12 protein-coding genes and 1 tRNA gene are annotated in these 12,537 nt (G+C 58.5%); 8 read left to right on the forward strand and 5 right to left on the reverse strand.

Annotation, left to right across the window (positions count from 1 at the left end):
- Positions 1-55: 55 nt before the first annotated feature.
- The 3 genes from H6G53_RS09760 (at position 56) to H6G53_RS09770 (ending at position 2,609) form a co-directional block, all read left to right on the forward strand.
- Entirely contained in the window at positions 56-979 is a 924-nt protein-coding gene (locus tag H6G53_RS09760) for an Rpn family recombination-promoting nuclease/putative transposase (RefSeq protein WP_190532447.1), read from the forward strand.
- 198 nt (positions 980-1,177) lie between these two features.
- Complete coding sequence (locus H6G53_RS09765; protein ID WP_190354099.1) at positions 1,178-1,981, forward strand: glutathione S-transferase family protein; 804 nt, start codon at positions 1,178-1,180, stop codon at positions 1,979-1,981.
- 100 nt (positions 1,982-2,081) lie between these two features.
- Complete coding sequence (locus tag H6G53_RS09770; RefSeq protein WP_190532449.1) at positions 2,082-2,609, forward strand: hypothetical protein; 528 nt, start codon at positions 2,082-2,084, stop codon at positions 2,607-2,609.
- A 190-nt stretch (positions 2,610-2,799) separates the two neighbouring features.
- Here H6G53_RS09770 and dprA read toward each other — a convergent pair whose 3' ends face one another.
- Complete coding sequence (gene dprA, locus H6G53_RS09775; protein WP_242030873.1) at positions 2,800-4,035, reverse strand: DNA-processing protein DprA; 1,236 nt, start codon at positions 4,033-4,035, stop codon at positions 2,800-2,802.
- A 255-nt stretch (positions 4,036-4,290) separates the two neighbouring features.
- Here dprA and H6G53_RS09780 point away from each other — a divergent pair, with 255 nt between their 5' ends.
- Both H6G53_RS09780 and H6G53_RS09785 read left to right on the forward strand, forming a co-directional pair.
- Complete coding sequence (locus H6G53_RS09780; protein WP_099531763.1) at positions 4,291-4,407, forward strand: photosystem II reaction center protein I; 117 nt, start codon at positions 4,291-4,293, stop codon at positions 4,405-4,407.
- Between the two features lie 332 nt (positions 4,408-4,739).
- Entirely contained in the window at positions 4,740-7,514 is a 2,775-nt protein-coding gene (locus H6G53_RS09785; protein ID WP_190532452.1) for a DUF3769 domain-containing protein, read from the forward strand.
- Positions 7,515-7,650: 136 nt separating this feature from the next.
- Here H6G53_RS09785 and H6G53_RS09790 read toward each other — a convergent pair whose 3' ends face one another.
- A complete protein-coding gene (locus tag H6G53_RS09790) occupies positions 7,651-8,619 on the reverse strand; it encodes a DnaJ C-terminal domain-containing protein (protein ID WP_190532455.1) in 969 nt (322 codons plus the stop codon).
- A 259-nt stretch (positions 8,620-8,878) separates the two neighbouring features.
- Between H6G53_RS09790 and H6G53_RS09795 the strand changes: the two genes are divergently transcribed.
- From H6G53_RS09795 to H6G53_RS09805, 3 genes are all read left to right on the forward strand, one after another.
- Entirely contained in the window at positions 8,879-10,180 is a 1,302-nt protein-coding gene (locus H6G53_RS09795) for a S1 RNA-binding domain-containing protein (RefSeq protein ID WP_242030874.1), read from the forward strand.
- 5 nt (positions 10,181-10,185) lie between these two features.
- On the forward strand, positions 10,186-10,686 hold the full coding sequence (locus H6G53_RS09800; RefSeq protein WP_190532458.1) for a hypothetical protein: 501 nt from the start codon (positions 10,186-10,188) through the stop codon (positions 10,684-10,686).
- A gap of 78 nt (positions 10,687-10,764) precedes the next feature.
- Positions 10,765-11,067 (forward strand): TIGR02450 family Trp-rich protein, encoded by a 303-nt coding sequence (locus tag H6G53_RS09805; protein ID WP_190525665.1) that lies wholly within the window; start codon positions 10,765-10,767, stop codon positions 11,065-11,067.
- Between the two features lie 168 nt (positions 11,068-11,235).
- Here H6G53_RS09805 and H6G53_RS09810 read toward each other — a convergent pair.
- From H6G53_RS09810 to H6G53_RS09820, 3 genes are all read right to left on the reverse strand, one after another.
- Positions 11,236-11,320, reverse strand: a tRNA-Ser gene (locus H6G53_RS09810).
- 12 nt (positions 11,321-11,332) lie between these two features.
- Positions 11,333-12,181 (reverse strand): uroporphyrinogen-III C-methyltransferase, encoded by an 849-nt coding sequence (gene cobA / locus H6G53_RS09815; RefSeq protein WP_190532461.1) that lies wholly within the window; start codon positions 12,179-12,181, stop codon positions 11,333-11,335.
- Positions 12,182-12,289: 108 nt separating this feature from the next.
- On the reverse strand, positions 12,290-12,478 hold the full coding sequence (locus H6G53_RS09820; protein WP_099531843.1) for a DDE transposase family protein: 189 nt from the start codon (positions 12,476-12,478) through the stop codon (positions 12,290-12,292).
- Positions 12,479-12,537: the final 59 nt, after the last annotated feature.

Raw genomic sequence — 12,537 nt, forward strand, 5'->3', positions numbered from 1 at the left:
TCCCAGACATCTGGTTTAGGCTGGTAATGAGCGATCGCAAAACACCCTGTGAACCATGGGCTTCATTGACCCAAAAACGGATTTTGGCTTTAAGCGAATCTTCGCTTCTCCTAACAGCAGACCCATCTTGAAAAGCCTGCTCAATGCCCTCATTTATGATGGGCAACTGAGGATTCAGGATCTGGAAATTTTAGATCCCTACCAGCAACCGGAAATTCCCGATTTTAAGTTGAGCATTTTGGATGTGAAAGCTCAGCTTGATGATGGCTCCACCGTGATTATTGAAATGCAGGTGGCCAAGGTGGAAGCCTTTATACAGCGAATTTTGTATAACACCACCAAAGCCTATGCCAGCCAACTGGGACGGGGTAAGTATTATTGGGATTTGAGGCCCGTGATTGCCGTCACCATCACGGACTTTATCTTATTCGACGATCCAGAGGTGGATCAGTCCTTGCCCATTTCCCGGTTCAGCATTCTGAATGAAGAAACCCACGCCCTTTGCACCTCGCAATTGCGCTGGATTTTTGTGGAATTACCGAAATTTGGTAAGGATTTGGTGGACTTAGAAGGACTGGTCGATCGCTGGTTATTTTTCCTGCAACGGGCCGGGGAGTTACAACAGGCTCCTCCAGAATTGACCAGCGATCATGATTTACAGTCAGCCCTAGACATTGCCAACGAAAGTCAACTGTCTCCGGCGGAGTTGCGCTTTTTTGAGGCGGAACTCGATCGACTGCGCGTCATGCAAGGGCAAATTTTCAGCGCTCGGGACGAGGGTCTTGCGGAAGGACTAGCTGAAGGACGGGCCGAAGGGCTAGCGGCAGGGCGTGCTGAGGGGATCACCTTAGGTGCAAAGCAGCGAGAACTGGAAATTGCCCGCGAGCTGCTGAAAACGCTGGATCCGGAAACAGTCAGCCGGGTGACGGGCTTGTCGATCGAGCAAGTGCAGGATCTGGCCCAAGCTGATGATCCTTAAAATTGCGCCAAAATTGCGCCGGGTTCATTAAGACCACAACACCAACCCCAACGGGTCATGTCGCCCCCAGCAAACCAAGGACAAATCCCCAAAGGGCGAAACCCTTGCCTTATACTGCGATCAAACGCTCCCCGATCGCCCAAGAGCTAACGGGAGCAACGATTCGATCGGCTCTTTGAACCCACGCCGCAAACTACCATGCTGGAACTGTACCAATTTGAGTTGTCGGCTTACTGCGAGAAGGTGCGCCTTGCGCTGGACTACAAGAGCCTGGACTACCGCAAAGTTGAAGTGACTCCCGGAGTCGGGCAAATTGATGTTTTTCGGTTGTCGGGCCAGCGCCAAGTGCCCCTGCTGAAGGATGGCAACGAGGTGATTGCCGACTCAACCGCGATTTTGAACTATCTCGATCGCGCCTATCCCGATCGCCCCCTGTTGCCCCCCAATCCTGCCGAGCGGGCCTTGGCGACGGTGCTGGAAGCTTGGGCCGATGATTCGTTCTATGCCGATGCCCGCAAGGTTTTTCTGGCCACCCTGGGGCAAGATCCGGGCTACCGCACGGCCCTGTTGCCGGATGAAACGCCGGATCCGTTGAAGACCCTGGTGGGCTTCATTCCCGGTGAGGTTTTTGGGGTGATGGGAGCCGGTGTGGGTCTCACGCCGGAGGTGCTGAAAAAGGCTAAGGACAACCTCAGCCGCGCGATCGAAAGTCTATGTAGTCTTTTGGAAGCAAATCCCTACCTGACCGGCAGTCAACCCACCCTGGCCGATGTGGCGGTGGCGGCGGTGAGTGTGTTGGTGAAAATTCCCAGCACGCCCTACTTTGATGTGCCGATCGGGCTGCGTGGGCGCGGCATTCCGGGCATTGCTGACAACCCGGCCTATGCTCGCTTCTTTGACTGGCGCGATCAGTTCTATCGTGACTTTCGCACGCCCTTGACCGGTGCGGCCAGTGCCAGCTCCAGCAGCAATGCCGGGCCCACGACTATCTCGATCGACTAGGGCTTCAGAGCATGGTTCGATCGAGCATGATTCTGCCTGAAACAGCTCGATCGAACCCACTAAACCCCGATCGAACCCGATCAACCTTATCTCCACCCCTATGCCGACTGCTCACCGGGCCCGCCCCGATCGCCCTGCCCGATCGCCTCGATCCTCTCGATCGCGGGTGACGCTGCTGTCGTTGTGGCAATCGCGGCGGGCGGCCCGCAGTCGCAAGGTGTCTCCCCTGCCGCCCAAGCCGCCACTACCGAGGCCCATTCAGCGCCTGAAGCGAATTCAGCGTTGGTCAGCCATTGCGGCAATGGTTTCGATCGCCCTGGCCGTGTTGGTTTATGCCCAAACGGTGCAGTTGCAACAGGCTTGGACAATGGACTATCGCAAACTCCAAAGTCTTCAGCGCCAAGAACGAGATTTGCGCGTGGCCCTGGAGGTGTTGAAAGACAAGGTGGCCCGCCAAGCGACGGCGACCGACTCCACCTTGCAACCCCCCCCACCGAAACAACTGATTTTCCTGAAGCCCGCTAACACGACGGAAGCCACCGGCCGATCGCCCAACATGCCCGCAGCGTTGCCACCGGCCACGGGTGAGGGACAACAACCCACCGAACCTAAACCGATCGGCTACTAGACCTCTTGCGCGAATTGGCTAGAAGCCCTCATCCCCCAACCCCTTCTCCCAAGGAGGGCGAAGGGGAGCCAGAACCATTGTGTTACAGCAATCTTTGGGCTGGTGATCAAGTCCCTCTCCCGACTTGGGAGAGGGATTTAGGGTGAGGGTTTTGATTGATGCAAGAGGTCTATTGAACCGCCACTCGGGCTTAAGCTCGGCGGTAGCGCATTCCCGGCAAGTTTTCCACCAGGCCCAATAGCTCCAATTCCGTAAGGGCCGCCATCACGTTTCCAGGGCTGAGGCCGCTGGCCGCCACGATCGCATCCAGGGCCGTGGGGGTTGGGTCGATCGCCCGCAAAACAGCAGCCGGAGCCGGAGCCAAGTTTGGTGGTGGCGGCGTTGGGGCGACGGCCGGCTTGGCCGTTGGGGTTGGCCCAGGAGCAGCGGGCCCCGGAACGGGCGATCGGGCGGTTTCAATAACGGTGGCGGACTCCGCCCGATCGAGCTGGGGCAGGGCCCCCAAACAATCCAACAGATGGTTTTCGCTCAAAATGACCTGCGCCCCGCTGTTAATCAGCTTCAGGCAACCGGCCGAAAGGGGCATGTCCAATGACCCGGGCAACACATAAACATCTCGGCCATAGTCGGCCGCTTGATTCGCAGTGATCAATGCTCCCGATCGCTCGCCGCCTTCAATCACGATGGTTGCCCGAGCCAGCCCCGCCACAATTCGGTTGCGGCGTGGAAAGTGGGCGCGATCGGGCCCCGTGCCGCTGGGATATTCACTGAGGGCAAACCCGGAGCCGGGATAGTCAAACGTACCCACAATTCGACCATAGAGATCGCGGTTGCCCGTGGGATAGACCCGATCGACCCCGGTTCCCAAAACGGCAATGGTGCGCCCACCCGCCGCCAAACAAGCACGATGGCTTTCCGCATCTACGCCCTCCGCCAACCCAGAAACAATGCCAAACCCCGCTTGGGTGAGACAGGTGGTGAGCCGATTGGTCCATCGCTGGCCATAGTCCGACGGTTGGCGCGTGCCCACGATCGCCACCAGAGGTTGCGTTCCCTGAAGTTCCGCCGGGTGGGGTTGGCCTCGGTAATACAACAGAGCTGGGAAATCTGGCAACTCCCGCAGCAGTTGGGGATAGTCTGGATCGGCGGGAGTCCAAAACTGGGGATTTTTTTGAGTCCAATCGGCCAAGAGCTGCTCAGGGTCGATCGCCAATCGCCCGGCCAGGATTTTCGCCAGCCGTTGGGGGCCGATGCCTTCGATGGGGGTTAAGTCCCCGGGCGCTGCCTGCCAAGCGGCGGCTAAGGAACCAAAGTCCCGCTGGAGACGCTGCAAGAGCACGGGGCCCACATCCGAAACCCGCGACCAGGCCAACCAGGCGGCTCGCTCCGTGGAAGGTGCAGTGGGGTGCGATCGGGACAGATTCAAAACAGATTCAAATTAGGAGGGCTAATTAACCGTGAACAGATTTAGTATCAACCGATTGGTATCATAGGGGGGCTATCGCGTCGTGTTCGATCGGGGCTGCCTTAGCCAAGCGTTCGATCGCGATTCGACAGTGCCCCTGTGGGCCCCCGTCGGCACTGAGTCACCGTTGGCAACTTCGCTATCGCGTTGGCCTTTGCCCCGGCTTTCCCCACAACTTGGCTGCCCAAGCCTCTTTCCTCGTTCGGAGCAATACAAATGCTGGCGCTTAAAATCACTGTATACGTTGTTGTCTCGTTCTTCATTGGCCTGTTTGTGTTTGGTTTTCTGTCCAACGACCCGGCCCGGAACCCCAACCGTCGCGATTTTGAATAAACCTGGGCTGGATTTTGGAATGCCATCGCTAGCCATCGATGGGTTGTCCATCGGCGCGATCGCAATTCCGAGCTTCAATCCTGCTCCTTGTGTTGATGATGAAACTCAGCGATAGCGACCAGTTTGCTACGCTGAGTTTTTGTGTGTGGCAGCAAGGATCCCAATGGCGGCATCTCTTGCCATATCCCCAGTACAATGACCACGCAAGCACGCTCACCCAAGGGATTGTTTGGGGCTGAGTAGTGGCCGGCTGGATGGTTTACTTGCGATCGAGATCCGGCTCGATGGTGTGGTTGATTGTCGTGATTTTTTGCCCATTGGACGACTGATTTATGCCCTACCCGGTGCTACCGCCCGAGATGCCGCCGCTAGTCCAGGACGTGGCTGTAACGCGGGAAACTGAGCCGACGGCCGCCGAGGGCGATCGCCCCCCTGAGCCAAATTCAACCGCCCCCGCGTCGGTTCCCCTGCGCCGGTTAGGATCTCTGCCGCCTCGGCCGGCTCGCAGCTTGCGGCCCGGATCCTTGCGAGATTTTCGGCAACAGCACCGCCAAGACCGACGGGCCGCCGACCAATTGGGGCCGAATCGGGCCTTGATTCATATCGATCGACAAGTGGATCCGCCCAACCGACAAAACCCGCCCCGCCCACAGGCCGAAGAGCGAACAACTGCCACCAGTAACGGAAAGAACCCGCCGGCTGGATTGCCGCCACTGCGTCGCTGGGCAAGACCCACTCGCGATCAAACAACGCCCCCCCAATTAACCCAGTCCACCGATCGACCGTCAGCCGCCAATCCTGGCCGACTCGGGGGATCCACAGCGGTCGGATCCACAACAGTTGGATCCACAACTGAGGGATCTACAACTGAGGGAGCAACGGTCTACGCCGCTCAGGATCCAACGAACCAACCCAATGCTCAAGGCGCTGGGCAACAGCTCCGGGCAGACAATCCCGATGAGGATCCCCTGCGGAATGTGCCGCCCCTGTTTCCTCGGGAAGGGCCAGGGCCGGTGACCGAACCACCCAATGGAACCGAGGGGCCGGAGATACCGCCTCCCGAGCCAGCCACGGGCGATCCACCGTTCCCGCCGCGATCGAGCGATCAACCCCCATCCCCCACGGATCCGCAGCCGACGGAGCGACCGATCGACCCCGATCGACCGCCCCAACCGGTGAATGCGGGCGACCCCAACAATTCACCGAACCGAACCGATCGCCCCGGTGGCGGCCGGCCCCCGCGGCCAGAGTTGCCCAATTTGCCCCCCGGCGCGATCGGGGCGATTGAGGTAACGGCCGATCGGCAGGAATTTGACTCGGTTCGGCAAATTTTCATCGCGATCGGCAACGTCACCATGCGTTACCAAGGAGCCGTGATCAATGCCGATCGACTCCAGGTCAGCCTTGACAATCGAATTGCCCTCGCAGAAGGCAACGTAGCCCTCACCCGTGGCCAGCAGGTGATTCGGGGTGCAAGGATGGAATACAACCTGGTGCAGGGGGATGGTTCCCTGTTTGAGAGCTACGGCGAAATTTTCCAGCCCACCACTGGCGAAGACTTTGCCCCGGCAGAGGTGATCACCGCCGGGCCCTATAATCCCGCCCTCGATCGCCCCTTGAGCGATCGCATTTCGGCCAATGAGCCGCTGCGGGATGTGCGACAAACGGGTCAATTTGGGCTGCAAGTGGGCACGGGCAATTTTGGGCTATTGGATCCGCCGCCGGGCCAGGTGGGCGAGGTGCAAAACTTCCGCTTCCAGGCCGATCGGGTCGATTTTGACCCCAATGGCTGGGTGGCCCAAAACGTGCGGATCACCAATGATCCCTTCTCGCCCCCGGAAACGGAAATTCGGGCCGATCGGGCCCGGCTGCGGCGCTTGTCACCCTTGCGGGATGAGCTAATTGCCGATCGCCCCCGGGTGGTGTTTGACAATCGCTTCACCCTGCCCCTGTTGGTGCGCCGAACGGTGATCGATCGCCGGGAACGGCCGCCCCAGCCCTTTGAAATTCGCTACGACGGTGAAGATCGAGGCGGGCTATACATTCAACGGCAATTCGATGTAATTCGCACGCCCCGAGTTCGTCTGCGGGTCACACCTCAATACCTGATCCAGCGGGCCCTATTTGACGAACAAGCCAACGGGCCGATCGGGCTGGATGTGTTGGGTTTGCAGGCTCGACTGACGGCGCAACTGTCCCCCACCACTTCTCTGCTGGGTGTGGTGCGGGCCGTGACGCTCGATCCTGATCGCTTTGAAGATGACTTCCGAGGCAGCGTTCGGCTTAATCAAATCATCCCCACCGGTTGGGGCCCCCACTCCCTCACCCTGGAATATAGCTATCGCGATCGGTTGTTTAACGGTTCCTTTGGGTTCCGCACCGTGCAACGCAGCATCGGGGCCGTTTTTGCCTCGCCCCAAATCCGGATCGGCAACACCGGCTTCATTGCCAACTACCAATTGGGCTACCAAAACATCAATGCCCAATCGGACTTTGCTGATCTGATTGATGAACCCAGCCGCAACACGGACGATCGAATCACCCTCGATCGCACCCAAATGGCCATTGCAGTGGCCCGCCCGATCGTCCTGTGGCGTGGCGAAGCCTTGCCGGCCACACCCGAAGCCGGCCTGCGCTACAGTCCCGTGGCCCTGCGGCCGAGCATTGTGCTGGTTCCTCGCTTGCAAATGGTTTGGCAAAACTACAGCAGCGGCGACTATCAAAATGTGCTCACCGGCTCGATCGTCCTCCAGGGACAGTTGGGCCATTTTTCCCGTCCTTGGCTAGACTACACAGCCTTCACCTTGGGCTACATCGAAAACTGGCGGCATGGTTCCTCACCGTTCCTGTTCGATCGCGTCGGGGATGCGCGGGTGGTGGTCGTTGGCCTCACTCAGCAAATTTATGGCCCCTTCCGGGTTGGCTTCCAGCAGGTCTACAACGTTGATACGGGCGAACGGATCGACAGTAACTACACCCTGGAATATAGCCGCCGCACCTACGGTCTGCTGTTGCGCGTTGATCCAGAGCGCCAATCCGGCTCCCTGCAACTGCGGATCACGGATTTCAACTGGACGGGCAGCGGTCAGGAATTTGGTGATATCTAGGCCCAATCGATCGATATGGCCTGATCACCTTCACCTCCAGCCTTGATCTAAAACGATCGGCAAGTCATGAAACAGATGCCATAAAGCGATTAACAGGTGGGCATTGCCCATCCCACCGGCCGCTCAAACCTTGCTCTTAAATGGGCAGGTTGGCTCTGGGATCAAACGACTCGATCGCCCGTAATTGTTCATACAACGCCAACTCATCAGTGCTCAATTGGATTGGCGTAGCGATTTGGATTTCCACAATTTGATCGCCCCGGCGATCGCGGTTGATCGGATAGCCCTTATTCGACAGACGCAGCCGCTGGCCGTGGCGCACCCCGCGCGGCAGGTTCATCTTCACCATCCCATCCAAGGTCGGTACTTCGATCGCGCTGCCCAGCACCGCCTCGCTGGGGGTGACTGGTACTTCGCAATAGAGATCGACCCCCTCCAGCCGGAAAAAGTCGTGGGGGGCGACGGTGATTTTCAAGAACAAATCACCGCCATTAATTCCCTGATTTTTGAGGCGGATCCGCTGGCCAGTCACCAACCCTGGCGGCATGTTCACCTCCAGCGATCGGCCGTCTTCTAGTCGAATTCGTTCCCGGCCGCCACTGAAGGCCTTTTCCAGGGGAATGGTTAACCGTGCTTCCGCATCCCGGGCAACCGGTGGCTTTACGGTATAGGCCGTGCGGGTTGTGCCGGGCCGGTAGTAATCTCGATTGCCCGGTTGAGGTGGGGCCGTCGGTTCGCCGCGTCGATTCAACAGCCGATCGACAAAGCTATTGAAGTCAATAAACTCGCTGTAGTCCAGGTTGTCGGCCACCCGAGATTCGGAGCGATCCCCCCAGGTGCGTCCTGCCGCTGCCCGCCGGGCATTTTGGAATCCCTTCTGTTTCCAAAACTTGCTGTATTCGTCGTATTGGGCCCGCTTGGTTGTGTCCGAAAGTACCTCGTAGGCTTCGCCAATGTCCTTGAATCGCTCTTCGGCTTCCTTGTTTCCGGGGTTCAGGTCGGGGTGATATTGCCGAGCCAGTCGCCGGAAGGCCCGTTTAATTTCGTCGCCGCTGGCCTCTTTGGCAACACCGAGAATTGCGTAGTAGTTGCGGAAGTTTTGCATTCGGGGAGGTCAAGTTCAAACGGCTGCGATCGCGATCGGCGCTTCGGCTTTCCAGCTTACCGCGATGGGCCCTTAGGCGTTCGATCGGCTAACCGATCCGGTCGATTGGCAGCGCGATCAGCCAGCTTCGGCCATCTAACGACCGGCCGCAGATTGCGATCGCCCAACCATTCCAAACGCGATCGGCAGCAGGTGACCAGAGCCGGATCAGGAGCATCATGGATCAACCTACATGTCTGAATCCATGTCTTGATCAGAGATGCCCGCTGACCCCGGAAGATCGCCCCTCAGCTATAGTGAGGGGATGGAGCCAATCACGGCGCGATCGCCCGTCCGGCTCGGATTTTTGACTTGTTATTTGCTGATTAAACCCATCATGGCCGCAAAACCCGCTGCTCCCTCCTTTTCCATGGAGGACTTCATGGCTGCCCTCGACGAAAAAACCGTCTCTTTTGAGGCGGGGCAACGGGTCAAGGGCAAACCCTTTGAGTACGCCAACGACGGGGTTTATGTAGACATTGGCGGCAAATCCGCTGCGTTTTTGCCGGTGCGCGAAGCCGCCATGCGCGAACCCTCGGGCGCTGAGGAACTGCAAAACCTGTTGCCGCCCAATGTGGAGCGCGAGTTCATTGTGCTCAAGGAAGCCAACGCAGATGGTCAGGTGACCATTTCGATTCGACAAATGGTGTTGGATCAGGCCTGGAAAGAGTTGGCCAAGGCCCAAGAGGAAAAACAGGCGATCGCCGCGCGTGTGAATGGGGTCAACAAAGGCGGCGTAACGGCGGCCGTGATGGGCTTGCGGGGGTTCATTCCCCGATCGCACCTGGTGGAACGGGAGGATTTGGACTCGTTGGTGGGCCAAACCTTGACCGTCGTGCCGATCGAGGTGAACCGCAATGCCAAAAAACTGGTGCTCTCGAACCGGGAAGCGGCCAAGGTCGGCCTGATGGCACGCCTGAAGGTGAACCAACTCATTGAAGGTAAAATCACCGGGATTCGCCCCTTTGGCGTGTTTGTGAGCTTTGAGGGCAACACAGGGCTGCTGCATGTCAAGCAAATGAGCCAAGCCCATGTGGCCTCGATCGAGGATCTGTTCAGCCAGGGCGAAAGGATCCGGGCCGTGATTATGGAAATTGATGAGTGGAAGGGACGGATCGCCCTTTCAACAGCGGTGCTGGAAAATCATCGGGGCGAAATGTTGGAAAACAAGGCCACGGTGATGACCGAGGCGATCGCCCGTCATGCCCAGCTTTATCCCCACTGGGACGCAGAGCCGGAGCCGATCGCGGAGTCCAGCCCGGAGCCAACCGAGCAGCCCACCGCCCCGGAAGCCGCAGAATCGATCGCACCGACTGACTCAACCGAGTCAAGCGAATCAAGCGAATCAAGCGAATCAACCGCAGCCCAGGCCAGCCCCGAGGCGATCGCCCCGGAAACACCAGACAACCCGGCAGCAGCGGAACCCGCCGCCAAGCCAGAACCGGCCCCTGCGCCCAAGGCTCCGATCCGGCTGGTGGATTTGAAACCGAAACCTAGCCGCGCTCCTGAATCGGACGCATAGCCCCTATGATCCCGATCGCCCTGGTCTTGGCCCTTTGCCTGGAATGGGCGATCGCCCCGGCGGCGATCGCGGGTTTGCCTCCTAGCCCACTCGCCCAAGCCACCCCGAACCAACCGGCAGAAATTCGGAGCGATCGGCTGGGGTTCAATGGCCTGCGCTTGGGCGACAATCCCCAGCGGGTGCGGGCCAGACTGGGCCGGCCCCAACGCACCCAAAACCAGCCCCCTGGCAACTATGACCGCTACGAGGCTTGGTATTACCCCAACCTGATTTTGGGCTTTGGTGATGGAGCGTTGGCCATGATCACGACGACGCGACCTAACTGGGGCACGGCTGAAGGGGTACGGGTGGGCGATCGCTCCAGCCGCATCCTGGCCATTTATGGAGAACCCAATTGGCGCGATTCCGATCGCTGGGGCTACCTGACCGATGACGGGGCTTTTTTGACCTTGCGCCTACGGGGCGATCGGATCGTGGAAATTCTCTGCGGTTGGCTGCCCGATTAAGTTGGCTGCCCAATTTAAGTTGATTGCCCAATGTTTAAGTTGGTTGCCCAATTCATGATTCAGCACCCATGAGCAACCATGGCTAAAAAGCAAAAATTTCCGCATCTCTTGGGTTCCAAGTGGACGGCCCGCCAGCGCACCTTCGGCTGGCGACATTTCCAGGTGAACAATCGCAAAAACGAGGGCGATCGAGTCTATGCGGAACTGGTGGCCTCCTGCGATCCCAATGCGCGGTTTTGGATTGATGCGCGCAATCTCAAAAACCGTGACCTGTGGGCAGCGGGCTGGCAAACCCTCGAAGAAATTGAAATTCTGGCAGCGGTCGATCGGGGCGATGACCTGAGCGAAGAAGTGGAAGTGCTGCACCCGGACGCGCTGTGATGCCCAGGCCCTAGCTGCTACTTGGAAGGGCTATGGGGCTAGGGCCGATCGTCATCTCCTAGGATCAGTTGATTTTCCATGCACAACCGTCGTAACAGGGGGCTTGAGCATCTTGTCCCCCGCTCGATCGATCAACGGTTGTATTAGGGTGGTGGGAATAAAGATCAACGGAGAGGGTGGGATTCGAACCCACGGAACCTTGCGGCTCACTCGATTTCAAGTCGAGCGCATTCGACCACTCTGCCACCTCTCCCGGTAAGCCCTGTTATTTTACCCCTGTCGGCGCAAAATCGACCCCTGATTCTGAGATTTGCCACCCAGTCAGCGGAATTTGAAACTGCTGCGGGGCTGCGATCGCGGCCAAATCTGCCCGGAACTGCACCACGGGGCCAATGATGGCGATCGCCGGGGCAGAAAATCCCGTTTCGGTCACTCGATCGCACACCGTTTCTAAGGTGGCCACCAATTCCGCCTGTTCAGGACGGGTTCCCCACCGAATCAGCGCCACGGGATCGGTGGGCGATCGCCCCGCTGAAATCAAGGCGGGCACAATCTGGTTCAGGTTATGCACGCCCATATAGATCACGATCGTTTCAGCACTTTGGGCGATCGCCGACCAATTCACCTGGGGGCGATATTTCCCCGCCGACTCGTGCCCCGTCACAAACACCACCGATGAGCTGTAGTCGCGATGGGTTAAGGGAATGCCCGCATAGGCCGGCGCAGCGATGCCAGCCGTCACGCCCGGCACCACCTCCACCGGCACACCCGATCGCAACAGATCTTGCATTTCCTCGCCCCCTCGGCCAAACACAAAGGGATCGCCCCCTTTCAGCCGAACCACGATCGCCGCTGTCTGGGCTTTTTCAATCAGTAATTGGGTGGTTTCTGCTTGCAACTTTGAGTGGCGGCCCCGGCGTTTTCCCGCGTCAATTCGTTCCGCCTGGGGATTAATCATGGCCAGAATCGGGGCACTCACCAACGCATCGTAAACCACCACATCGGCCAATTCGAGCAATGTCTTTCCCTTCAGGGTCAGCAAGCCCGGATCGCCAGGCCCCGCCCCCACCAAATAAACCTTCCCGATCGGCTGGGGAGTCGCAAAGTCGGTCATGAATGAGAACTACCGGAACGTTCGAGATATTGATCTTAAAGGATGCCTGAGCAGTATTTCGGGGAGCAATGTTTGGGGTCATGGGCTACCGACATCGCCCAACTGTGCCTATTGGGGTTTGCATTTACCCGCACGAATCAGCCCCACGCGCTTGGCGATCGCCTCCGCCAGCTCACCATAGGGGCCCCACCGATCGCCCGTTGGATGGGGATTGGGCAAATCGGCCAGGCGATCGCTCGGGACAATTTCGCAGCGATCGTCTGCACAGCGCACAATATAGAATCCCGGGACTTCCATCAACGCCTTCAATCTGTTGATTAACCCTAATTACCGAAGTTGCCGATCAACCAATTAAT

Origin of the sequence: Limnothrix sp. FACHB-406, assembly GCF_014698235.1 — a bacterium.
Lineage (GTDB): Bacteria > Cyanobacteriota > Cyanobacteriia > CACIAM-69d > CACIAM-69d > CACIAM-69d.

Coding starts and splice junctions, on each gene's coding strand:
- H6G53_RS09760 (WP_190532447.1), top strand. CDS start 56: ATGGGCTTCATTGACCCAAAAACGGATTTTGGCTTTAAGCGAATCTTC.
- H6G53_RS09765 (WP_190354099.1), top strand. CDS start 1,178: ATGCTGGAACTGTACCAATTTGAGTTGTCGGCTTACTGCGAGAAGGTG.
- H6G53_RS09770 (WP_190532449.1), top strand. CDS start 2,082: ATGCCGACTGCTCACCGGGCCCGCCCCGATCGCCCTGCCCGATCGCCT.
- H6G53_RS09780 (WP_099531763.1), top strand. CDS start 4,291: ATGCTGGCGCTTAAAATCACTGTATACGTTGTTGTCTCGTTCTTCATT.
- H6G53_RS09785 (WP_190532452.1), top strand. CDS start 4,740: ATGCCCTACCCGGTGCTACCGCCCGAGATGCCGCCGCTAGTCCAGGAC.
- H6G53_RS09790 (WP_190532455.1), bottom strand. CDS start 8,619: ATGCAAAACTTCCGCAACTACTACGCAATTCTCGGTGTTGCCAAAGAG.
- H6G53_RS09795 (WP_242030874.1), top strand. CDS start 8,879: ATGCCCGCTGACCCCGGAAGATCGCCCCTCAGCTATAGTGAGGGGATG.
- H6G53_RS09800 (WP_190532458.1), top strand. CDS start 10,186: ATGATCCCGATCGCCCTGGTCTTGGCCCTTTGCCTGGAATGGGCGATC.
- H6G53_RS09805 (WP_190525665.1), top strand. CDS start 10,765: ATGGCTAAAAAGCAAAAATTTCCGCATCTCTTGGGTTCCAAGTGGACG.
- cobA (WP_190532461.1), bottom strand. CDS start 12,181: ATGACCGACTTTGCGACTCCCCAGCCGATCGGGAAGGTTTATTTGGTG.
- H6G53_RS09820 (WP_099531843.1), bottom strand. CDS start 12,478: ATGGAAGTCCCGGGATTCTATATTGTGCGCTGTGCAGACGATCGCTGC.